This window comes from Alloyangia pacifica (assembly GCF_900116195.1).
Taxonomy (GTDB): Bacteria; Pseudomonadota; Alphaproteobacteria; order Rhodobacterales; family Rhodobacteraceae; genus Salipiger; species Salipiger pacificus.
On record NZ_FOZW01000012.1, the window covers coordinates 191,563 to 213,453 of the forward strand.

Sequence of the window (21,891 nt, forward strand, 5' to 3'; positions counted from 1 at the left end):
CCCTGAGGGCGGGAAAGTCGGTCGCATGGCAGGTCTCCTGACTCGCAGATCCTCGCGCCTCGGCCCTTCCCGGCATGCCTGCCAGTGGCTCTTCCTCGGCGCTCCTCGCTTACAGTTGCGGGGGCAGTCCGGGCCTCTCACCCGGTTCCCTTGCGTCCCCTTCGGGACACCATGCGGGGTGGCTCAGGGCCGGTTGGCTGTCTGGGTCGGCACCTCCTTTATCGACGTGTCGCGGCAGGCGGCGGATTCCTCTGCCGAGATCAGGTGAAAGAAGGTCCCCGTCACCCGGCCCCGGCAGGAGCCGGTCTCGGGCACCGGTGCGCCATCGGCGTCGGCGACCTCGGCCAGCGGCGGGTCGGGCTGTTCGAGGATGGTGGAATAGTGGAACTCGTGGCCGCGCAGCGCCGCCCCGGGCCCGAAGCCGGGCATCGGCGCGCGCAGCAGGGCGCGGCGATAGCCGAGGTGGAACTTGCGCTTCTCATAACTGGTGACGAGGCCGAGGAGGCCGGCCATGCGGTGGCGTGTGCCCTGCTTGTCGATCAGCCCCTCGCCAAGCGCCATGTAGCCGCCGCACTCGCCGTGGATGGGCTTCGTCTCGGCATGGCGGAGGAGCCCGGAGCGGAAGGTTTCGGCGGCGGCGAGGCGGCCGGCGTGCAGTTCGGGATAGCCGCCGGGAAGCCAGACGAGATCGGCGTCGGGCGCCGGGGCCTCGTCGGCCAGCGGCGAGAAGGGCTGGATCTCGGCCCCCGCCGCGCGCCAGCCTTCCAGCAGGTGCGGATAGGTAAAAGAGAAGGCCGCGTCCCGCGCCAGCGCGATGCGCTGCGCCGGGGGGGCGGGCAGGGGCGGCGCATCCTCGGGCAGCGGATGGCCCGCGGCGGCGGCTCGGAGCGCAGCAAGGTCGACGTGCTCGCGCAGGAAATCTGCATATCCGGCGATGGCGGCTTCGAGATCGGGATGCTCCAGCGCCTGGATGAGACCGAGGTGCCGCTCGGGCAGCGTCAGGTCGCCGCGCCGAGGCAGCACGCCCAGCACCGGCAGGCCGGCGCGCTCCATGCCCAGCCGGGTGAGCCGCTCGTGCCGGGGCGAGGCGACCCGGTTGAGGATCACCCCGGCGAAGGGCAGGTCGGGCATGTATTGCCGGAACCCCAGCGCCGTGGCGGCAGCGGATTGTGCCTGGCCGCTCACGTCCAGCACCAGCACGACCGGCCAACCCATTGCCCGCGCCGTCTCGGCGCTGCTGCCAAATCCCTGCTGGCCGCACGTCGCGACCCCGTCGTAGAGCCCCATGGAGCCCTCCGCGACGCAGATCTCTGCCCCCGCCGCCTGCGCCGCGATGCCCTGCCATAGCCGTGGCCCCATGGCCCAGCCGTCAAGGTTGAAGCTCGGCCGCCCGCAGGCGGCAAGGTGAAAGGCCGGATCGATGTAATCGGGGCCGGACTTGAACGGCTGCACTGCAAGCCCGTCCTCGGCCAGCGCCCGCAGCAGGCCCAGCATCACCGTGGTCTTGCCGGTGCCCGAGGAGGGCGCCGAGACCAAGAGGCCGGGAACCTCAGCCATCGGTTTGCACCTCCGCGTCGGGAGTCCAGTCGCTCCACGGGCTCTCGGCGCTTTGCGGGCGGTAGCGGCGGTCGTAGTCCACCGCGTAGAGGCAGCTCTCGTCGAAGCCTTCGCCCGCCAGCGCCGGTCCGACGAGGATCAGCGCCGTGCGGGTGATGCCCGCGCCGAGCTTGCTTTCGATGTCCGAGAGCGTGCCGCGCAGGATCACCTCGTCGGGCCAGCTGGCGCGGTAGACCACGGCCACGGGGCAATCGGGGCCATAGGCGGGGGAGAGGTCGGCGACCACGCGCGCGATGTTCTGGATCGACAGGTGAATGGCCAGCGTCGCGCCGGTGGCGGCGAAATTGGCCAGCGTCTCGCCCTCGGGCATCGACGAAGCGCGGCCCGGGGTGCGGGTCAGAACCACCGACTGCGCGAGGCCGGGCAGGGTCAGCTCGGCCCCGAGCGCGGCGGCGGCGGCGGCGAAGGCGGGCACGCCGGGTGTGACCGAGACGGGGATGCCGAGCGCTTTCAGCCGGCGCATCTGCTCGCCCATCGCCGACCAGACCGACAGGTCCCCCGAATGCAGCCGCGCCACGTCCTGACCCGCCTCATGCGCCCTTTGGATCACGGCGATGATCTGATCGAGGTCCAGTGGCGCGGTATTCACGACCCGCGCGCCAGGCGGGCAATGGGCAAGGATCGCCTTGGGCACAAGCGATCCGGCGTAGAGGCAGACCGGGCAGCTGGCGATGATGTCGCGGCCGCGCAGGGTCAGCAGGTCGGGCGCGCCGGGTCCGGCGCCAATGAAGTGAACGGTCATGGGTCTTGTCCTTCTGCCAGCGCGCAGCTGGCCATGCGGTCGGAGGAGATCGCCCGGGGGCCGAGCAGCCGCGCGCCTGAACCTCCGGCGGCAAGGGCGGCGGCCTCGGCGACGGAGCCGGTGGCGCGTTCGGCCAGCACGCGCGCGGATCGGGTCAGGGTGGCTTGCGCGGAAAGTTGAGCGGCAGGAACACCACGGGTCGGCAGGCCGAGCTCGCTGGCCAGCGCGTCGAGCGCTGGGGCGTCGGCCTTGTCGGCGGCGGTGGCGAGGGCGTCCGCCCGACGCCCTGCGCGTGCGCGGTCGTAGGCGTCGCGCAGGCTGCCCGCGTCCGCGCCTTGCCTGAATCCGAAGCCCGCGACGATCATGTGACGTGGCTCCACTGGACAATGGGGTAGGCCGCCTTCCAGCCGCGGCGCGCGCCGAGAGGCTGGGTGGAGGAAAGCTCGATCCGCAGCAGCTCGCCGCCGAGCCGGGCCTGCACCTCGGCGAGCAGCGCCTCGGACTCCAGCGTCACGGCGTTGGCGACAACGCGTGTGCCGGAGGGCAGATGCGCCTCCAGCCAGTCGAGCAGCGCGCGCGACAGGCCGCCGCCGATGAACACCGCGTCGGGGCGCTCTAGCTCTGCCAGCGCCTCGGGAGCGCGGCCCTCGATCACCCGCAGCCGCTCGGCGCCGAGCCGCGCGGCATTTGCGGCGATCCTCGCGGCGCGGTCCGCGCGGGGCTCGATGGTGCTGGCGCTGAGCGTGGGGTCGCAGAGCAGCCACTCGATGCCGATCGAGCCGGAGCCGCCGCCGATGTCCCAGAGGTGTTCGAAGGGGCGGGGGGTGAGGGCCGAGAGGGTGAGCGCGCGCACCGGGCGCTTGGTGATCTGGCCGTCGCTTTCGAACCAATCGTCGGGGCGACCGGTGGCGAGGGGCAGCACCGGGCCGTCGCCCCTGACCGTGAGCGCGACGCAGACCGGATGCGCAAAGGCAAGGACTGGGAGTGTATCCGCGCGTGTCTGCGTCAGGCGCTCGCGCGGGCCGCCGAGCGCTTCCATCACGGTGATCTCGGAGGCGCCGAAACCTTCTTCGGCTAGGTAGTTTGCCAGCGCCGCGACCGCCGCACCATCGCGCAGGAGCACGATCATCTGCCGCCCCGGCGCAAGCTGCGGACGCAGGCGCGCAAGCGGTACGGCGTGCAGGCCGAAACAGGAGGTGCCTTCGAGCGGCCAGCTCATGCGCGCGGCGGCAAGCGAGAAGGTCGAGCGCCCCGGGAAGGCCTGCCAATCGCCGCGGTCCAGATGCCGCGCCAGCACCGACCCGGCGCCGAACCAGAAGGGATCGCCCGAGGCCAGCACCGCCACCTGCCGCCCGCGCAGGGAGAGAAGCTGGGGAATGCCCTCGACGAAGGGCACCGGCCAGGTGATCTGCCTTGCCTCCCCGTCAGGAAGCAGCGACAGATGCCGCGCGGGGCCAATGACGATTTCCGCCGCCGCGAGGGCGGCACGGCTTGCGGCGCAGAGCCCGTCCGGGCCATCTTCGCCGAGGCCGATGATCGACAGCCAGGGAGCCTTGGACGTGATAGCCTCAGACATGGAGCCGAACCTTCTGGTGCTGGGCGGCACGCTCGAGGCGACGCGGCTCTGCCGGGCGCTCGCCGGGGCCGGGCTGCGGGGCACGGTATCCATGGCCGGGCGCGTGGCGCGCCCGGCGGATCAGGCACTGCCGCTGCGGATAGGCGGCTTTGGCGGGGCCGAGGGACTGGCAACCTACCTGCGGGCGCAGCGCATCACCCATGTGATCGACGCCACCCATCCTTTCGCCGCGCAGATGAGCGCCAATGCCGTCGCCGCCTGCCGCGCGGTGGACGTGCCCCTCATCGCGCTCACCCGCGCACCGTGGGGGGAGACCGCCGACGACCACTGGACCCGCGTGCCGGGTATGGCGGGTGCGGTTGCAGCGCTCGGTGGTGCGCCGCGCCGGGTCATGCTGGCGGTGGGCCGGATGCATCTGCCTGACTTCGCCGTGCAGCCGCAGCACTTCTACCTGCTGCGGCTTGTCGATCCGCCCGAGGCGCGACTGGATTTCCCCGATCATCACGTGGTGGTCGATCGCGGCCCCTTCGGTCTCGAAGGTGATCTTGCGCTGCTGCGGGACCATGCGATCGACCTCGTGGTCTCGAAGAACTCCGGAGGTACCGGGGCCTTCGCCAAGATCGCAGCGGCGCGGGAGCTGGGCCTGCCGGTGATCATGATCGACCGGCCGTCCATCCCGGCGCGGCACGAAACTCATGAGGTCGAGGAGGTTCTGCGCTGGCTGGATCATGCGGGGACCGACCTCGGGGTGTAGACAAAGGGCGCGCCCTCGCGCGGGATCACCCGCGTCGTCGAGGCCCCGACGATCACCATGGTCCGCATGTCGGCCATTTCCGGCGTGCAGCGATCCAGCGGCACGACGCGGATCTCCTCCTCTGGGGTCGAGACAGCGCGGGCGAAGATCACCGGGCGGGCATCCCTGCACGTCTCTTGCAGGATGTTCAGGGTCTTCGCGAATCCCTCGGGCCGGGCCTTGGAGCGCGGATTGTAGAAGGCCATGGCGAAATCTGCCTCGGCGGCGAGGCGCAGGCGCTTTTCGATCAGGGGCCAGGGCTTGAGGTTGTCGCTGAGGTTTATGGCGCAGAAATCATGCCCCAGCGGCGCGCCCGCGCGGGCGGCGGCGGCGAGCATGGCGGTGATGCCGGGCAGCACCCGGATGTCGAGCGCGCGCCATGCGGCCGGCCCTGCCTCGGCGGCCTCGAAGACCGCGGCGGCCATGGCAAACACCCCGGGATCGCCCGAGGAGACCACCACCACCGAGCGCCCGGCGCAGGCCATCTCGAGCGCGTGGCGGGCGCGGTCGAGTTCCACCCGGTTGTCGGAGGCGTGCAGCGTCAGACCGGGGCGCGGCGCCACGCGGGCGACATAGGGGATGTAGCCGACCACGTCCGTCGCCTCGGACAGCGCGGCGCTGACCTCGGGCGTGACGAGGGCCCCGGCGCCGGGGCCGAGCCCGGCGATCACCAGCCGGCCGCTCATGGCCGCCGCCCCTGTCCGTGCACCAGCACGATGGAGAAATAGGGGGTCACCCGACCCTCGGCCTCCGACAGGCGCTGCACGGATTGGCCGGGCATGGCGGCATGTTCCACCAGCCAGGCATCTTCAAAGCGCCCGGCGGCGCGCAGGGCGCGGCGGACCTTGTCGATGTTGCGGCCGATTTTCATGATCACCAGCGCATCCGCATTCCGCATCTGCCGGACCAGCTCGTCCTCGGGCAGCGTGCCCATGAGCGTGCTCATCACGTCGTCGCCCCAGGTGATCGGCAGGCCGGTGGCACACCAGGCGGCGGCCATGCCGGGGATCGCCGGCACCACTTGCAGGGGCGCATGACCTTTGAGGCGCGTGAACAGATGCATGAACGATCCGTAGAAGAACGGATCGCCCTCGGCGAGCACCAGAACCTCGTGGCCCGCATCCGAAAGCGCGCGCAGCTTTGCCGTGCAATCCTCGTAAAAGGCCGAGAGCAGCGCGTTGTAGCGCGGGTCGGTGAGCGGGATCTCGGTGGTCACCGGGTATTCCATGGCGATCTCGATCACGTCGGCGCGCAGCATCCCCTCGACGATGCGCCGTGCCTGCCCGGGCCGTCCGGCCTTGCGGAAATAGGCGACGTGGCGGGCATTGCGCAGCAGCCGGTCGGCGCGCACCGACATGAGCTCGGGATCGCCCGGCCCGAGGCCGACGCCCCAGATGGTGCCTCGCGTTTTCGCCTCCAGCGGTGTCTCCACCGGCGCAGCCGCCTGCGCGCTGATCTCTCCCTGCACGTTCATTCGGCGCGGCTCGCAATGGCGTTGACGGCGGCGACGGTGATCGCGCTGCCGCCGAGCCGCCCCTCGACGATGCAGCAGGGCACCGGCTGCGCCTGCCAGAGCGCGTCCTTGCTCTCCATCGCGCCGACGAAGCCGACCGGGCAGCCGATGATCGCCGCCGGGCGCGGGCAGGTCGGGTCCTCGAGCATGTTCAGCAGGTGAAAGAGCGCCGTGGGGGCATTGCCGATCGCCACCAGCGCGCCCGCGAGATGGGGGCGCCAGAGCTCCAGCGCAGCGGCCGAGCGGGTGTTGCCCACCGCGCGGGCCATCTCGGGCACGGCGGGATCGTGCAGCGTGCAGATCACCGGGTTGTCCGCGGGCAGGCGGGGGCGGGTGACCCCTTCCGACACCATGCGCGCGTCGCAGAGGATCGTCGCGCCCTGCGCCAGCGCGCGACGGGCCGCTGTGGCGAACTGCTCGGAGAAGCGGATGTGCCGCTCCAGTCCGACCATGCCCGCGGCATGGATCATCCGCACGGCGATGGGCTCCTCGTCGGGCGAGAAGCGCGCGAGATCGGCCTCGGCACGGATCGTCGCGAAGCTCTGCCGGTAGATGGCCGCGCCATCCTTTTCGTAGTCATAGGGCATCAGGGCATCCCCGTTAGAAGGGTGGCGGGATCGTCGAATAGAAGGGGCGAGAGGCCGGTGCGTCTGGGCGGGTCCCAGGGCGCGCCGTCCCGCACGAGATCGAAGGCACCGTCCGTTCCCACCAGCGTGAGACGCGCCGCGCGCGGCAGGGCGCAGCCCTTGGCGCAGCCCGAGACGTGCAGCGTGCCATCGACCTCCGGGGCAAGCCGGGTCGCGAGCGCGCGGGTGGCCACCGTGGCCTGCGGGCAGAACGGTGCGCCGGGGCAGGCGTGGGCGGCCAGCAGCGGGCTGCCGGGGGTGGTGACAAAACCGGGCGCGGGCACCTCGCTGTCCCCGTCGAGCAGGCAGAGGAGCCGTCCGGTCATCAGCCGCAGTGCCCGCGCGCCGCTGCGCTCCATGACTTCGGCGAGGGCTCCGGCGTCCACGCTGCCGAAGGGAACGCCGAGCAGGCGTCCGTTCGCCGTGTCTCCGGGCTCGAGGGTGGGGCGGGGCGCGCGTGGCAGCGCTCTTTGCCATTCATCGGGGAGCGAGATCTGCCTAAGGTGGCGTGCCATGCGACCGGACGCGGCCCCGCCGCTGTCGACGAACCAATTGGCCAACTGGGCAAGGGCCGCCATGGCGTCCTTCTCCACGACCGGCCGGCCCGTTGCCGCCCCGTCCGCCCGCAGCAGCAGCCCGCCCGCAGGGTCCAGTTCGAAGCGGATATCGGCGGACTCCGACGCAAGGTGCCCCTGCGGCCCCGTGTCGAGGGCAAAACCGATCTTTGCGGGCATCGGTGGCAGTGTGGGCAGTGTCTCCAGCAGCGCAGCGTGCAGCCGGTCGGTCAGGTCGCCGTCCCGCCAGCCGGCGGGCATGAGGATGTTGCGCCGGGCCTCGACCGCCGGGTCGGCATCGATCAGGCCAAGCGCGTCCAGCTCCTCCAGAAGCCCGGGAAAGGCGGCCTCGGACACGCCCCGGATCTGCAGGTTGGCGCGGGAGGTCAGCTCAAGCGTGCCATTGCCATGGGCCCGCGCGAGCTCACAGAGCGCCAGCACCCGCGCCGCACGCAGCTCGGCGCGGAACGGGCGCACACGCACGACCAGCCCGTCGCCCGACAGCATCGGGCGATGCGCGCCGGGGCACCAGCCCTTGATCTGCGGCGCGCTCATGGCTGTTGCTCCAGCGCGGCGATCACCGAATTTCTCCGGCTCTCCCAGAGCCCCGCATCGCGCAGCGCGCGGAAGCGCCCCAGCATGGCCGCATGGGCGCCGGGGTTGGCGTCGCGTAGGAAGGCGTCGGTTTCGGGATCGCCCAGCGTCGCTGCGTGGTAGAGGTCGAACAGATGCCCGCCGACCGCCCCGGCCAGATGTGCGAAGGCGGCCATGTGCTCGAGCGTCGCGGCGATCTCGGCGGCGCCGCGGAAGCCATGGGCGCGCATCCCGGCAATCCAGCGCGGGTTGGTGGCCCGGGCCTGGACCACGCGGGCGATCTCCTCTGGGAGCGCCCGCGCCCGCGGGTGCGCCGGGTCGGTGCTGTCGAGATGGTAGAGCGCGGCTTGCCCGCCGACCGTCGCCTGCGCGGCGGCAAACCCTGCCTCATGCGCAGCATAATCAGCGGCGAGCAGCAGGTCGGTTTCGGGCAGGTCCTGCAGGTGCACGAAAGCCTCGGCCTGCGCCACGCGGGCGCGGATTCCGGCCTCGTCATGCGTGGCGCCCGCGCCGTCCAGCGCCCAGGCGGAGGCGGCGAGCCAGGCCTCGCCAGCGGCGCGGCGGGCCTGCTCGTCGTAGCTGTCCAGCGCCGCCCCCATGCCAAGCCCGAAGCTGCCCGGTGCCGGCCCGTACACCCGCGCGCCCGGAGCGTCGCCGGCATAGGGGTTCCATTCCGGGGCCTCGTCGCGCGCTGCCAGCGCGGCAACGGCCTGCGCAAAGAGTCCCGAAAGCGTGGGGAAGACATCGCGGAACAGGCCCGAGACCCGCAGCGTGACGTCGATGCGCGGCCGCTCAAGCTCGGCGATCGGCAGGATCTCGAAGCCGGAGACCCGCCCCGAGCCGTCGACCCAGACCGGCCGCACCCCAAGCAGGTGCAGCGCCATGGCGAACTCCTCGCCGGCGGTGCGCATGGTGGCGGAACCCCAGAGGTCCACGACCAGTCCACGCGGCCAGTCGCCGTGGTCCTGCAGGTGCCGGTGCATGAGGTCCTCGGCCAGCTTCACACCTTGGGCAAAGGCGGCACGGCTCGGCACCGCGCGCGGGTCGGTGGTGTATAGATTGCGCCCGCTCGGCAGCACGTCGCGCCGCCCGCGCCAGGGCGAGCCGGAAGGGCCCGCCTCGATCCGCCGCCCATCTAGCGCGGCGACGAGCGCGGTGCGTTCAGCCCGCACCGAGGTGGCGATCTCGGGCGCGCATGTGCCCGGCGGTGGGCGGCCCCAGATGTGGAGCCCTTCGCCGAAACGGCTCTCCTTGATGTCGCAGACGAAGCGGTCGATGCGGGGGATCGCCTCTGAGGTGGAGGCGGCACCGTCCAGGCCGAGATCGGCCTCGACTCCCTGCGCCTGCGCCTCGGCGCGAATATCGGCCTGCAGCCGGTCGCGGCGGCGCGGGTCGAGCCCGTCGGCGGTGGAGAACTCGTCGAGCAGCGCTTCGAGAAGGACCAGCCTGTCCGGGGTTTCGCTGTCGGTCAGCGGCGGTGGAAGGTGGCCGAGGGTCAGCGCGCCGATCCGCCGCTTGGCCTGCGCCGCCTCACCCGGATCGTTGACGATGAAGGGGTAGAGCACCGGCAGCGCGCCGGTCAGGACCTGCGGCCAGCAGGTCTCGGACAGGGCCACCGATTTGCCGGGCAGCCATTCCAGCGTGCCATGCGCGCCGATGTGCACCAACGCGTCGGCGCGGCGCTGCAGCCAGAGATAGAAGGCGACATAGGAATGGCGGGGCACCCGCGCGAGATCGTGATACGCTTCCTCGCGCTCTACCGGAGTGCCGCGTTCGGGCTGCAGGGCGATCAGGCAGGGGCCGAGCTCCAGCGCCGCCATGCGGAAGGCGTCGCCGTCGACCAGGTCATCCAGCTCCGGCGCGCCCCAGGCGGCGGCGATCTGCTGCCGGAGCGCCTCGGGCAGGCAGGCCAGCGCCGCGCGGTATTCCGCGAGCGGCAGCCGCAGGCTGCGCTGCTGCAGGGTCACCTCGAGATCAGGGGGCGCGTCCGGCAGGGCGTAGCCGGCGGCGCGCAGGTCCCCGAGGATGGCGCGCGCCGACGCAGGGGCGTCGAGACCGACCGCGTGGCCGAGGTTCCAGTCCTTGCCGGGGTAGGTCGAGAGGATCAGCGCGACGCGACGCTCCGCCGGCGGCCTGGCGGCCAGCCGCAGCCAGCCAGTGACCCGCGCCACGACGGCGGCAATCCCCGGCACATAGGGGCGGTGCAGGGTCCGGGAAAATTGCAGCTCCGGGTCGCGCACGCCGGGCTCCTTGAAGGAAATCACGCCGGCCAGAAGCCGTCCATCCACCTCCGGAAGCACCACGTGCATGGCAAGATCGGCGGGCGACAGCCCCCGCTCCGCCTCGGCCCAGGCCGCTTCGGTCGAGGTTGCCAGCGCCACCTGGAAGACCGGAACCCCGGCCCCATCGAGCGGCGAGCCCGAGGCGCCGCGTCCGCTGAAGGCGGTGGCATTGACGATGGCATCGGGCGCGAGGCGGGTGACCGCCGCAGCCAGCGCCTCCGCCGCGGCAGGAACCTTGAGCGAGGGAGCAAACAGCCCGACCACCTCGCAGCCTTCCCGCCGAAAGGCGGCGCAGAGCGCCGTGATCGGCGCCATGTCCGCCGCCACCAGGTAGGCGCGATAGAACACGAGGAGGACCCGCCGCCGCTTCTTCTCTTTCCAAATACGCCGGGGAGCGCGAGGGGCAGCGCCCCTCGCATCATCGCTGGCCACGCCTCCGGCACCCTGCTCAGCGCCCCCTGCATGCATGTACGCTTTCGTTTCGGCATGGACGCCGGTGTCCGGGATCGCCTCCAGCGTCCCGGCCTCCAGCACCCCGGTCTCCGGGGTCCAGAGACCGACCTGGGGCAGGGGCCGCGCCCCGCCGCGCACCGGCGGTGCGCTCAGGCCCGAGGCCAGCGCCAGTTGCGCAAGGGCGGCCTGCGCCGCAGCCGCGCCCCCCGTGTCGCAGAGCTGGGCAAGGCGGCGCAGGGTCGAGAGCGGCAGGCTGGAGGCCTCGTCCAGCCGCGGATCGGGCCGTCCGTCGCCGGGCAGCACGGCCAGCGCGATCCGCCGCCGCTGCGCGAGCGCCTGCAGTTGCGAAAGCCCGTAGTCCCAGTAGGATCGGCCGCCGATCAACCGGACGAGGATGCCCTTCGCGCCCTCCAGCGTCCGCTCGACATAGGTGTCGACCGACAGCGGGTGGCGCAGCTGCGCAAGGTTGGCCAGCCGCAGCGATGGCAGCCCGCCAGCCTGTCCCCCACCCATGTGCCATGCCTCCGCGAAGGCGCCGAGGTCGCTGTCGGAAAAGGACAGAACCACGAGATCCGCCGGATCCTGCATCAGGTCCGTCGGGGTCTCGACCTCCTCGAGGCCGTGGCTTTCGCGGAAGACGACGTGCATGACCTAGAGGGCCGCGTCGAGCACGGCACGGTGCAGCGCGGCGCGGATCTCGTCTTCGCGGATGTCGTCATGTTCGGCAATGACCACCAGCCGGCCACTGCGCGCCTCGCCCGGCTGCCACGGGCGGTCAAACTGGTGGCGCACCCGCGCGCCCACCGCTTGCACCAGCAGGCGCATCGGCTTGCCGGCAACCGCCGCGTAGCCCTTGACCCGCAGGATGTTGTGGCTGCGCGCGAGCGCTTTGATCGCATGCACCAGCTGCGCGGGGTCGCCCAGTTCGGGCAGCTCCACGGTGAGCGACTCGAAGTCCTCGTGGTCGTGGTCATGCGGCGTGTCGTGATGGCTCGGGCGGGCGTCGAGGTCGTCCTCGGCGGCGGCGCCGAGACCGAGGATCACCCGCGGGTCGACGACACCTTCGGCCACTTCGATCACCGGCAGCGGGCGCGGCGCCTCGGCGGCGATGATCTCCTTGGCGCGCGCGACGCCTTGGGGCCCGGCGAGGTCGGGCTTGGTCAGCAGCACGATGTCGGCACAGGCGATCTGGTCCTCGAAAACCTCCGAGAGCGGGGTCTCGTGGTCGAGGCTGTCATCGGCGGCGCGCTGTGCGTCCACCGCCGCCACGTCGGGGGCGAAGCGGCCCGCGGCCACGGCCTCGGCGTCGGCCAGCGCGATCACCCCGTCGACGGTGATCCGTGCGCGGATCTGCGGCCAGTCGAAGGCCTTCAGCAGCGGCTTCGGCAGGGCCAGCCCCGAGGTCTCGATGAGGATGTGGTCGGGACGCGGTTCCAGCGCCAGCAGTGCCTCGATGGTGGGGATGAAGTCGTCGGCCACGGTGCAGCAGATACAGCCGTTGGCCAGCTCGACGATGTTCTCGGCAGGGCAGTCCGGGATCGCACAGCTGCGCAGGATGTCTCCATCGACGCCGACATCGCCGAACTCGTTGACAACCACGGCCAGCCGCCGACCGCCGGGATTGCGCATCAGGTGGCTGACGAGCGTTGTCTTGCCCGAGCCGAGGAAGCCGGTGATGACGGTCACGGGGAGTTTCGAAAGGTCGGCCATGTCAGCTGTCCTGTTGCTTTTGAGAGGCTTGGGGAGAGGTTTGGGAGGTGTCCTGCGACGCATCCTTGGGCGCGGGGGAGAGCGGCGGGATGCGGGCCACGCAGTTGCGCTTGAAGTGTTCGGGGCGCTGGCGCCAGGGGATCACCCCGTCGGGTGCCGCGTGGAATTGCGCGGCGCCTGCGAGGATCATCTCGGGGTGCGCTGCCTCGTCGACATTGGCGAAGACGTAGGTCCATTTCTCCGCCCCGCCGCGCAGCGCGACGGTGCAGCCGAAATCGCAGTTCTGCAGGCAGTCGGTGGGCGTGACGCGCACCCCCCGGGGCCGCTCCAACGCGGTGATCTGGTCGTAGAGCGCCCGGCCGGGGCGCCGTTCATCCTGCGGGGTCACCCCCTCACGGCGGCAGGTCACGCAGACCAGCAGCTCGGTGTCGCTCTCCTGTCGCGTGTCCGCGCAGTCCATCATTCGTGTCGCCTCATCGGTTGGGCGCACAGGGGTAACGGCGGAATGGATCCCGGGCATGGGAACACCCCGACACCGGCACACCCCGTCCGGTCTCAAAAGTCTTGGCTGGCAGGTCTCCCGGCTCACGGAATTCAGGGCTGCAGATCCAGTCTGTGGCCCGACGGACGCTCTGCCTTCCCAGCCTGTCGGCCAGTGGCTTTCCGAGCGCCCTTTTCCGTTCACGGTCGCGGGGGCGGCTGTGCCTGACCGCGATCTCTCGCGGCTGCACATTCCCTTTTCACCCGTTTACACGGGCACCAGCGTGATGCCAGATCGCCCGGAAATTCGCCCCCTGTCAATACCGGAGAGAGCAGCATGAGCGACGAGGCAAACACCCGCCACGCCGAAAAGATGAAGAAAATCAAGGCGGCGCGCGACAGGATGATGAAGGAAAAGACCGAAGAGAAGGGTCTCATCATCGTCCACACTGGTCCCGGGAAGGGCAAGTCCTCCTCGGGTTTCGGGATGATCCTGCGCTGCATCGCCCATGGCATGCCCTGCGCCGTGGTGCAGTTCATCAAGGGCAACTGGGTCACCGGCGAGGCCAGGATGATCCGCGAGAAATTTGCAGGGGAGTGCCGATTCTTCGTCTCGGGCGAGGGCTTCACCTGGGAGACGCAGGACCGCGAGCGCGACATAGCGGCGGCGCAGCGCGGATGGCAGATCGCGCAGGAGCAGATTCTCGATCCCGAAATTCGCTTCGTGCTGCTCGACGAGATCAACATCGCGCTGCGCTACGGCTACCTGGAGATCGACGAGGTGGTGGGTTTCCTGCTGGAGCGGAAGCCCACGATGACCCATGTCTGCCTGACCGGGCGCAACGCGCAGCCGGAACTGATCGAGGCGGCCGATCTGGTGACCGAGATGACGCTGGTCAAGCACCCGTTTCGCGACGGGATCAAGGCGCAGCAGGGGGTGGAGTTCTGAGCTCTCAGAGCATGGCGAAGGCGGTTTCGAGTTGCTCCCAGCGGTCCGAGGGCGGCAGGCCAAGGCGGATCCAGCTGCCCGAATAGGGGAAGATCCGGCTCCAGATGTGCCGATGGGAGAGGCGTTCCTGCGCTGCCTGCGCATCGGTGCAGGCATATGTCCGGAACAGCGGCGAGCCGCCCACGAGGTGCCAGCCCGCGGCCAGCGCCAACGCGTCGAGCCTTGCGGCGTCTTCGGTCAGCCGGGCTATGGTCTTTGCCTGCCACCGGCTGTCGGCCAGCGCCTGCGAGCCGATCTCTATTGCCGGACCCGACACCGGCCAGGGTCCGGCCAGCTCGGCCAGTCGCGCGCCGAGGGCCCCATGCGCCAGTGCGAACCCCAGACGCAGCCCGGCGAGGCCATAGAACTTGCCGAAGGAGCGCAGCACCACGACGTTCGGCAGGCCCGCGTCGAGGTCGGGCGCGATGGAGAGATCGGGCTCGGGGTCGGCAAAGCTCTCATCGACCACCAGCAACCCCACCTGCGCGGCCAGCGCGGAGAGCGCCTCGGGCGAGCTGCGCTGCCCGTCGGGGTTGTTGGGATTTACGACCACTGCGAGGTCCGCACCGTGCAGCGCGTCGAGGTCGCCCGCCTCGTGAACCTCCCAGCCGGCCGCATGCAGTGCGGCGGCGTGTTCGTTATAGGTCGGCCCCAGAACCGCCGCCCTTCCGGGCGCGCGCAGCGATGGGGCCATCTGGATCGCTCCCTGCGCGCCGTTGACCGGCACGATGCGTGCGGGCGTCCGATAGGCCGCGCGGGCGGCGCCGATCAGCCGGTCCATGTCGGGGCGGCGCGGCAGCACGGCCCAGGCCTCGGCCGGGATCTGGGGCACCGGGTAGGGATCGGGGTTGATGCCGGTCGACAAATCAAGCCAGTCGGCACGGCTGCCCCCGAAGCGCGCCATCGCGGCATCGAGGTTGCCTCCGTGATCTCTCGCGGGCGGGGCGGGCGGTATCCGGGGCGGGCTGTCCATGCGGCTCACCCGAACAGGATCAGCGCGGCGAGCGCAAGGGCGCAGAGCGCCATGCTGCGGCGGTAGAGCCGCAGCGCGCGGATCAGATCGGTCGGCGCAGGGTCGGGCGCGCCCGCGTTGAGCCAGGGCTCCTCGGCCACCCGGTCGCCGTAGGCCCGCGGCCCCGAGAGCCGGACATTCAGCGCCGCCGCCATGGCGCCCTCGGGCCAGCCAGCATTGGGTGAGCGGTGCTTCGGGGCATCGCGCCGCATCACCCGCAGCGCCTCGGGCAGACGGCGGCCGCCGGCCAGCGCGAAGAGCAGCCCGGTGATCCGCGCCGGGAGCCAGTTCACCACGTCATCGAGCCGGGCCGCGCATTTACCAAAGGCCTCGTAGCGGTCGTTGCGGTGGCCGATCATCGAGTCGAGCGTGTTCACCGCTTTGTAGGCGGCGATCCCGGGCAGCCCGGCGACGATACCCCAGAAGAGCGGCGCGATGATCCCGTCGGAACTGTTCTCGGCGAGGCTCTCGGTGGCGGCGCGCGCAACGCCGGCCGCGTCGAGCCGCGCGGGATCGCGCCCGACGATCATCGACACGGCATGGCGGGCGGCGTCGAGGTCGCCTTGCGCCAGCGGCGTGGCAACGGCGGCGACATGGTCGTGCATCGAGCGCATGGCGATCAGCGGCCAGGCCAGCGCTGCTCCGATCAGGCTGCCCGCGAGCCCGGCGGGCAGCAGCATCTGCAGGGCGAGGGCGGGCAGGGCGGCGAGGCCGACGATCGCCGTGGTGGTCAGGGTGCCGAGCCACAGGCGTCGGCGCCGGCTGCCGCGGTTGAACCGCGTCTCGAGCGCAGCGATCGCGCGGCCTAGCCATGTCACGGGGTGGCCGATCCGCGCGTAGAGCGTCGCGGGCCAGCCAAAGACCAGGTCGAGCGCCATCCCGCCGAGCATCATCAGCGCGAAGCTCATGCCGCGCCCGTCCCGAAGCTGAGCACGCCGGTGAGCCCGGCCTCGATCAGGGCTGCCTTGCCGTGTTTGGGCGTCTCGCCGGGGGCAAAGACCAAGCCGCGCGCGGATCCGGTATGGGCGCGCAGCCAGCCGAGTGCGCCGAGGTCGCGCGCAAGCTCCGGTGTGGGGTCGGGCATCGGGCCGCGCCGGTCGCTGCAGCGCTGCGCCGAGGTGCTGGCGATTGTGGCGCAGCGCTGAAGGTTCTCCAGAACGACCGCCTCGGCCCATGCGTCGATCAAATCGGTGATGTCGTCGAAATCCTTGTCGCCGGGGGTCGTGCGTTGCGGTGTTCCCCAGAACCCCCCGAGGATGTGGCAGGCGGGGGGCGGGGGCAGGTGGCGCAGGATACGCCCCTCGCGCGAGGCCCAGAGCAGGGCATCGGGCTGCGGGAACATCAGCGGATCGCTTGCGCCCTCGGTTGCGATGCAAGCCGCGGCAAGGTCGGCGGCGCTATTGGAGGCCCCCGCGCTCCGGGCCAGCGCGACCAACGTGGCGGTGGAGGCCCCGGCACCACCGCCGAGCGGGGCATCCCGCGTCACGCCGGGAAAATGCCCTGCGATCCCGAGCCGGGCGGCGAAGACTGCGAGCTGGTCGCGGGAGAAGGGCAAGTCGTCCGCGCCGGGGGCGCAGACGCGCAGCGCCGGGCAGCGGACCGTGACCAGCGCAACCGGGCCGTCCGCACCCATGCGCCCCTGCACCCATTCGCCGAAATGGCCCTCGACGCTCACCGGGGAGAAACTCATGTCCGGCCCGCCTCGATCACCGAGAAGGGCCCCTCGGCGCCGCAGCGCAGACGGGTCACCGAGAGGGTCGCGATCTCGAAGGCGAGCCCGGCGTGCAGGGCGGTGGTCACCTGCGACAGCGCGGCGCGGATCACCCCGGCGTGGACCACCAGCACCACCGGCACGCGCTCTTGCGCCGCCCTTTGCCCATAGCGGAGCAGCGCGGGCCGGACGCGGGCACAGAGGTCCGCGAAACTCTCGCCGCCGGGTGGCGTCCATTGTGCCAACTCGGGACTGTCCAGCGGGCCGAGGTCGGGCAGATCGGCGTAGGGCAGCCCGTCGTGGGCGCCGAAGTCCTGCTCCCAGAGCAGGGCGTCGGGCGCGGCGGAGCGCCCGGGCCAGAGGGCGTCGGCGGTCTGCCGGCAGCGCAGCGCCGGACTGCTCACCAGAAAGCCCGGAGCGGGCAGGGCGGCGCGCAGGGAGGCAATTCGCGCGGGCTCGATCCGCGCCGGAAAATCGGTGCGGCCACAGAGCCTGCCGGGCTCTGCGATCGGGGCGTGACGGATCAGGATCAGCTCTCCGGAGCCGGGTGTTTCGTGCTGCAACGGCCTGCTTGCCTCTTCCCTTTTGGCGACATTGATGCTTTCCCATGCGGAAATGACAAGGTCGATACTCATCACGGGCGGGGCACGGTCAGGCAAGTCGACGCTTGCCGAACGCAGGGCGCTCGCCCCCTGTGGTCGGGCGATTTATATCGCCACCGCAGAGATTTACGAGGGCGATGAGGAAATGGCCGCGCGCATTTCCGAGCACCGGGCTCGGCGCGGAACCTGCTGGCAGGACCTGCATGCGCCGCGCGATCTCTGCGCCGCGCTGCGCGCCAGCGACGGCGATCTGCCGCGGCTGGTGGATTGCCTGACGCTCTGGCTGACCAACCTGCTTCTGGCCGAGGCGGACTGGCGCGGCGAGGTGCAGGCACTGGTTGAGGAGATCGCGCGGCAGCGCGCCCCCATGATTTTCGTGACCAATGAAGTCGGGGCGGGAATCGTCCCGGAGAACCGGCTCGCCCGCAGCTTCCGCGACGCCGCGGGCTGGATGAACCAGGCGGTGGCCGAGGCCTCCGACGAGGTCTGGCTGGCGGTGGCGGGCTACCCAGTGAAGGTGAAACCGAATGAGCATTCTTTCTGACATCCCCACGCTCGCGGCGGTCGCGGATCTGGCGCGGTCGCTGCCGGTGGCCGACGCGGCGGCAGCGCAGGCGGCGCGCGCGCGGCAGGCGAGCCTGACCAAGCCGCCGGGCTCGCTGGGTCGGCTCGAGGAATTGGCGGTCTTCATGGCGGGCTGGCAGAGGCTGGAGCGCCCGCGGATCGACAAGGCGAAGGCACTGGTCTTCGCCGGCAACCACGGGGTCTGCGCGCAGGGGGTGAATCCCTTCCCGCAGGAGGTGACCGCGCAGATGGTCGCCAATTTCGAGGCCGGGGGCGCGGCAATCAACCAGCTCTGCCGCGCATCGGGGGCGGATCTGACGGTGGTGGCGCTCGATCTGGACCGGCCCACGGCGGATATCACCCAAGCGCCGGCGATGAGTGAGCCGGAGACGCTGGCCGAGATGCGGCGCGGTGCCGAAGCGGTCTCTGCCGAGGCACAGGTGCTGATCCTCGGCGAGATGGGCATCGGCAATTCCACCATCGCCGCGGCGCTGGCCTGCGCCGGTTTCGGCGGCGATGTTCAGGGGTGGATCGGGCGCGGCACCGGCTCGGACGCGGCCGGACTTGCGCGCAAGGCCGATGCCGTGCGCCGCGCCTGTGCGCGGCACGCCGGCGTGCAGGGTCTGGGCATCCTCGCGGCGCTCGGCGGACGCGAGCAGGCGGCGATTTGCGGCGCGGTGCTCGAGGCGCGGTCGCGGCGCATTCCGGTGCTCCTCGACGGCTTCATCTGTACCGCGGCCACCGCGCCGCTCCATGCCGCCGACCCAAAGCTGCTCGACCATTGCCTCGTAGGCCACGTCAGCCGCGAGCCCGGTCACGCCCGGCTGCTCGAAGCCATGGGCAAAACCCCGGTGCTGTCCCTCGACATGGCGCTCGGCGAGGGCTCGGGGGCGGCGCTGGCGCTCGGCGTGCTGCGCGCGGCACTTGAATGCCACAACGGCATGGCGACCTTTGCGCAGGCCGGGGTCGCGGGCGGATGACCGGGCCAAGGGGCCGGCTGCGCGAGCTGCAGGTGGCGGTCATGCTGCTGACCCGCCTGCCCGCGGGGCGGATCCCGGGGCAGGCGCCGTCGCTGAGCGCGGCCCGCTGGGCCTTTCCGCTGGTCGGCGCGCTGGTCGGGCTGATCGGCTGGGCGGCGTATGCCGGCATGATGGCAGCCGGAGCCGGCCCGCTTCTGGCTGCGGTGGCTGCGGTTGCCGCCCAGGTTCTGGTGACCGGCGCGTTGCATGTCGACGGCTTGGCGGATTTCGCCGACGGCATGGGCGGCGGCCGCGACCAGGCGCACTGCCTGGAGATCATGCGCGACAGCCGGATCGGCAGCTACGGAGTCATGGCGCTGCTCCTTGCGGCGGCGTTCTGGATAGCGGCGCTGGCGCAGCTCGGGCCGCAGCTCGTGTCGTTGGGCGGGGCAGGGTGGTTCGTGCTGGTCGGCATGTTCAGCCGCGCCGCCATGGTGGGCCTGCAGGAACTGCTGCCCCCCGCGCGTGCGGACGGCATGGGCAGGCTGGCGGCGGGCCGCAGCACGGCCGCGCGCGTCATGCTGCTGTGCCTCGGGCTGCTTGGCGCGGTGCTGGCGGGCACGACGGGGCTCCTTCTGGCCCTGCTTTGTGCCACGGTGGCGACGGCGCTGGGGCGCATGGCGCGTCGGCGCCTCGGCGGGGTGACCGGCGATGTCCTCGGCGCGGTGCAGCTCGTCTCGGAGGCGGCAAGCTGGGTGGCGCTTGCGCTGATGCTCGCGCCGTGGGGGGGCTAGCGAACGGGCCGCGGGTCTGGTGGCGCGGATCGACGAATCCACGTCGGCTGCTGGCCTCCCGAGACATCGCGGCGCGATGCACCGGCTTGCAAAGAGGGCTGCCGGTCTTGAGGGCCACCGCTCGACGTTGGGCCTTCAGGTCGCAATGGCAGAAGACACCCGGGCGATGCATCGTAGGTGGCAGGACCGGGAAGCCGCACACCACCATCGACGCAGTGGGGGAAGCGGCAATACTCTCGGGGCCGGACCGGGGCAAGCTGTTGGAAAAGAAACCACACCTCATCGGATAGGCGCGGGGCACGGTTGCCCGGCTCTCAGCGAAGCCTGAACTGATAGAACGGGCGACGAAGATGCGCGTTGCGCCGAGGGTCGCGCATGATCAGATTTTCGCCCATGTTCAGGCTTGGATCAACATTGCCAGTGCGAGTGGCGGGTAATTTTCGGACAAAGTTGGAAAAACTGGCGACCCCTGAAGGACTCGAACCCTCAACCTGCTGATTAGAAGTCAGCTGCTCTATCCAGTTGAGCTAAGGGGCCGCGCGCGACAGCGATAGCGCATGTGTTCGGTATTGCCCAGAGGGTTGCGGCCCGGGAGCGGTTCGAAATTCCTGACGTTGCGGCCCTGCTGGCAGGTAGGGGGCTGCGGCGCAAATGCCGCGCTCGGCGTTCCATGTGGTGCGCTACGCTTGCCCAAAGGTCAGGGCTCGGCGAGCCTGATCGCCTGAGGCAAGGATGCGAGGCCCACATGTTCCGGTCACTTTGTGCATTTCTCACCTGTTTGCTGCTGGCCAGTTGCGCCAGTCAGGCCCCGGAAGGGCCCCGGCCAACGAGCGTTGCGCTGACCGCGCCGGGCACGGCGCCGCTGTCGGGCATCACCCGTAAATGGCAGGGCCGGGCCGACGGCACCTCGGGGGTGCATATCGTCGGCAATGGCATCGACGCGCTGGCGTTGCGGCTCGCGCTGTCCGACCTCTCGGTGACCAGCATCGATGCCCAGTACTACCTGCTGCACAACGACGACGCGGGCCGGCTCTTTGCCGACGCGCTGCTGCGCGCGGCGGACCGCGGCGTGCGGGTCCGGCTGCTGCTCGACGACATGGACACCCGCGGCTACGACCAGACCACCCGCGCGCTCGAGACGCACCCCAACATCGAGGTCCGGCTGTTCAACCCCTTCGCGCGCTCGCGGAGCAAGGCGCTTTCGGCCCTGCTGGAATTCCGCCGCATCAACCGGCGCATGCACAACAAGTCGATGACCTTCGACGGGCGGGTGACCGTTGTCGGCGGGCGCAACATCGGTGACGAGTATTTCTCGGCGCGGGAGGATTCCAATTACGACGACCTGGACCTTCTGGCTGCGGGGCCGGTGGTGGGCGAGGTCGGCGACACATTCGACAGCTACTGGAACAGCCGTTACGCGATTCCGGCAGCCTTGATCATCGAGCCGGAAGACGGCGGGCCGGATCTTGCCGCGGTGCGCCAGCGGCTGTCCCAGATGCGTGAACAGATCGCCCAGACGCCCTATGGCCAAGCGCTTGCGGGCCGTGTGGAGACGCTGAAACGCCAGCCTCCGGCGCTGACGGCGGCCCGGGCCCGGCTGCTTTCGGATCCGCCCGAGAAGGCCGCCGGAGACCTGCCCGCCGGCGAGACCTTCGCCGCCTCGATGCTGCCCTATGTGAACGCGCTCGAAAAAGAATTCCTCGTGGTCTCGGCCTACTTCGTGCCCCGCGACAGCGGCACGGCGCTGCTGTCCTCGCTCGAGGAGCGCGGGGTGGAGGTGACTGTGCTTACCAATTCGCTCGACGCCACCGACGTTCCCGCGGTCTACGCGCATTATTCGCATTCGCGCCGCGAGCTGCTCGAGGCCGGGGTGGACCTGTGGGAGCTGCGCGCCGAGAAGGACCGGCCGGACCGCACGCTCTCCGGCCTGGGCTTGTCGCGCTCGGCGCTTCACGCCAAGGCCTTCGTGCTGGACGAAAAGCTGCTCTTCATCGGTTCGTTCAACTGGGACCCGCGGTCGGTGCGGATCAACTCGGAGATGGGCATTCTGGTCGAGTCCCCCGAACTCGCGGCCAAGGCCGCCGCGAATTTCAACCGGCTGCTGCCAGAGGCGGCCTTTCACCTTCAGCTCGACGAGGATGGCCGGATGCAGTGGCTCGAGCACGACGCGGGCAACCGCTGGCGCCTCTATCGCGCCGAACCGATCCTGTCGAAGATGCGCGCCACCACCGCCTGGCTGACCGGACTGCTGCCGATCGGCGGCCAGCTCTGAGCCCATCGCGTTGACATCCCCGCCCGCATCGGTCCCACTCGGTCCGATG

The 21,891-nt window shown here is 70.9% G+C and carries 21 protein-coding genes, 1 tRNA gene and 2 riboswitches; of the genes, 6 read left to right on the forward strand and 16 right to left on the reverse strand.

All coding sequences use genetic code 11. The annotated features are described in order from the left end of the window. Window positions 1-10: 10 nt before the first annotated feature. A riboswitch (cobalamin riboswitch) is annotated at window positions 11-189 on the reverse strand. The 4 genes from BM397_RS22460 to cbiE form a co-directional block, all read right to left on the reverse strand. After that, on the reverse strand, window positions 184-1,557 hold the full coding sequence (locus BM397_RS22460; protein ID WP_092428720.1) for a cobyrinic acid a,c-diamide synthase CobB: 1,374 nt from the start codon (window positions 1,555-1,557) through the stop codon (window positions 184-186). It overlaps the preceding riboswitch by 6 nt. Next, complete coding sequence (cobM, locus tag BM397_RS22465) at window positions 1,550-2,359, reverse strand: precorrin-4 C(11)-methyltransferase (protein ID WP_092428722.1); 810 nt, start codon at window positions 2,357-2,359, stop codon at window positions 1,550-1,552. The genes BM397_RS22460 and cobM overlap by 8 nt, the downstream gene beginning before the upstream one ends. Next, complete coding sequence (locus BM397_RS22470) at window positions 2,356-2,724, reverse strand: cobalamin biosynthesis protein (protein ID WP_092428724.1); 369 nt, start codon at window positions 2,722-2,724, stop codon at window positions 2,356-2,358. The genes cobM and BM397_RS22470 overlap by 4 nt, the downstream gene beginning before the upstream one ends. Further along, window positions 2,721-3,935 (reverse strand): precorrin-6y C5,15-methyltransferase (decarboxylating) subunit CbiE, encoded by a 1,215-nt coding sequence (gene cbiE / locus BM397_RS22475; protein ID WP_092428726.1) that lies wholly within the window; start codon window positions 3,933-3,935, stop codon window positions 2,721-2,723. The genes BM397_RS22470 and cbiE overlap by 4 nt, the downstream gene beginning before the upstream one ends. Here cbiE and BM397_RS22480 point away from each other — a divergent pair. Beyond that, the gene (locus BM397_RS22480; protein WP_092428728.1) at window positions 3,934-4,689 is read left to right on the forward strand and encodes a cobalt-precorrin-6A reductase; all 756 of its coding nucleotides are present in this window, start codon (window positions 3,934-3,936) and stop codon (window positions 4,687-4,689) included. The genes cbiE and BM397_RS22480 overlap by 2 nt on opposite strands. On the opposite strand, the gene cobJ is transcribed toward BM397_RS22480, so the two are convergent. From cobJ to BM397_RS22515, 7 genes are read right to left on the reverse strand one after another with little or no spacing between them, the layout of a single operon-like run. Next, the gene (gene cobJ, locus BM397_RS22485; RefSeq protein ID WP_092428730.1) at window positions 4,662-5,414 is read right to left on the reverse strand and encodes a precorrin-3B C(17)-methyltransferase; all 753 of its coding nucleotides are present in this window, start codon (window positions 5,412-5,414) and stop codon (window positions 4,662-4,664) included. The genes BM397_RS22480 and cobJ overlap by 28 nt on opposite strands. Beyond that, entirely contained in the window at window positions 5,411-6,202 is a 792-nt protein-coding gene (gene cobI, locus BM397_RS22490) for a precorrin-2 C(20)-methyltransferase (RefSeq protein ID WP_092428732.1), read from the reverse strand. Before cobI ends, cobJ begins: the two co-directional genes overlap by 4 nt. Further along, window positions 6,199-6,828 (reverse strand): precorrin-8X methylmutase, encoded by a 630-nt coding sequence (locus BM397_RS22495; protein WP_092428734.1) that lies wholly within the window; start codon window positions 6,826-6,828, stop codon window positions 6,199-6,201. The genes cobI and BM397_RS22495 overlap by 4 nt, the downstream gene beginning before the upstream one ends. After that, complete coding sequence (locus BM397_RS22500; protein ID WP_092428736.1) at window positions 6,828-7,976, reverse strand: ferredoxin-like domain-containing protein; 1,149 nt, start codon at window positions 7,974-7,976, stop codon at window positions 6,828-6,830. Before BM397_RS22500 ends, BM397_RS22495 begins: the two co-directional genes overlap by 1 nt. Further along, a complete protein-coding gene (gene cobN, locus BM397_RS22505) occupies window positions 7,973-11,398 on the reverse strand; it encodes a cobaltochelatase subunit CobN (RefSeq protein WP_092428738.1) in 3,426 nt (1,141 codons plus the stop codon). The genes BM397_RS22500 and cobN overlap by 4 nt, the downstream gene beginning before the upstream one ends. A 3-nt stretch (window positions 11,399-11,401) precedes the next feature. Then, window positions 11,402-12,460, reverse strand: a complete 1,059-nt coding sequence (gene cobW / locus BM397_RS22510) for a cobalamin biosynthesis protein CobW (protein ID WP_092428740.1) — start codon at window positions 12,458-12,460, stop codon at window positions 11,402-11,404. Between the two features lies 1 nt (window position 12,461). Continuing rightward, on the reverse strand, window positions 12,462-12,923 hold the full coding sequence (locus tag BM397_RS22515; protein WP_092428742.1) for a DUF1636 family protein: 462 nt from the start codon (window positions 12,921-12,923) through the stop codon (window positions 12,462-12,464). A gap of 90 nt (window positions 12,924-13,013) precedes the next feature. Beyond that, window positions 13,014-13,239, reverse strand: a riboswitch (cobalamin riboswitch). A gap of 38 nt (window positions 13,240-13,277) precedes the next feature. On the opposite strand from BM397_RS22515, the gene cobO reads away from it, so the two are divergent. Next, window positions 13,278-13,889, forward strand: coding sequence for a cob(I)yrinic acid a,c-diamide adenosyltransferase (gene cobO / locus BM397_RS22520; protein ID WP_092428747.1), 612 nt, complete (start codon window positions 13,278-13,280; stop codon window positions 13,887-13,889). A gap of 4 nt (window positions 13,890-13,893) precedes the next feature. On the opposite strand, the gene cobD is transcribed toward cobO, so the two are convergent. The 4 genes from cobD to BM397_RS22540 are packed head-to-tail and all read right to left on the reverse strand — an operon-like array spanning window position 13,894 to window position 17,214. Then, entirely contained in the window at window positions 13,894-14,901 is a 1,008-nt protein-coding gene (cobD, locus tag BM397_RS22525) for a threonine-phosphate decarboxylase CobD (protein WP_092428749.1), read from the reverse strand. A gap of 5 nt (window positions 14,902-14,906) precedes the next feature. Further along, entirely contained in the window at window positions 14,907-15,848 is a 942-nt protein-coding gene (cbiB, locus tag BM397_RS22530) for an adenosylcobinamide-phosphate synthase CbiB (RefSeq protein ID WP_092428751.1), read from the reverse strand. Further along, on the reverse strand, window positions 15,845-16,630 hold the full coding sequence (locus BM397_RS22535; RefSeq protein ID WP_092428753.1) for a hypothetical protein: 786 nt from the start codon (window positions 16,628-16,630) through the stop codon (window positions 15,845-15,847). Before BM397_RS22535 ends, cbiB begins: the two co-directional genes overlap by 4 nt. Beyond that, the gene (locus BM397_RS22540; protein ID WP_245696180.1) at window positions 16,627-17,214 is read right to left on the reverse strand and encodes a histidine phosphatase family protein; all 588 of its coding nucleotides are present in this window, start codon (window positions 17,212-17,214) and stop codon (window positions 16,627-16,629) included. Before BM397_RS22540 ends, BM397_RS22535 begins: the two co-directional genes overlap by 4 nt. A gap of 52 nt (window positions 17,215-17,266) precedes the next feature. Between BM397_RS22540 and cobU the strand changes: the two genes are divergently transcribed. Genes cobU through cobS form a run of 3 tightly spaced genes read left to right on the forward strand, consistent with a single transcriptional unit; the run spans window position 17,267 to window position 19,570 of the window. Continuing rightward, window positions 17,267-17,797, forward strand: a complete 531-nt coding sequence (gene cobU / locus BM397_RS22545) for a bifunctional adenosylcobinamide kinase/adenosylcobinamide-phosphate guanylyltransferase (RefSeq protein WP_092428817.1) — start codon at window positions 17,267-17,269, stop codon at window positions 17,795-17,797. Then, window positions 17,781-18,797, forward strand: coding sequence for a nicotinate-nucleotide--dimethylbenzimidazole phosphoribosyltransferase (cobT, locus tag BM397_RS22550; RefSeq protein ID WP_092428757.1), 1,017 nt, complete (start codon window positions 17,781-17,783; stop codon window positions 18,795-18,797). The genes cobU and cobT overlap by 17 nt, the downstream gene beginning before the upstream one ends. Continuing rightward, window positions 18,794-19,570 carry an adenosylcobinamide-GDP ribazoletransferase gene (gene cobS, locus BM397_RS22555; protein ID WP_092428759.1) on the forward strand — a complete coding sequence of 259 codons (777 nt, stop codon included), beginning with the start codon at window positions 18,794-18,796 and terminating at the stop codon, window positions 19,568-19,570. The genes cobT and cobS overlap by 4 nt, the downstream gene beginning before the upstream one ends. Before the next feature lie 460 nt (window positions 19,571-20,030). On the opposite strand, the gene BM397_RS22560 is transcribed toward cobS, so the two are convergent. Further along, a tRNA-Arg gene (locus tag BM397_RS22560) sits at window positions 20,031-20,107 on the reverse strand. A 208-nt stretch (window positions 20,108-20,315) separates the two neighbouring features. Here BM397_RS22560 and BM397_RS22565 point away from each other — a divergent pair. Further along, a complete protein-coding gene (locus BM397_RS22565) occupies window positions 20,316-21,842 on the forward strand; it encodes a phospholipase D family protein (protein ID WP_176806792.1) in 1,527 nt (508 codons plus the stop codon). Window positions 21,843-21,891: the final 49 nt, after the last annotated feature.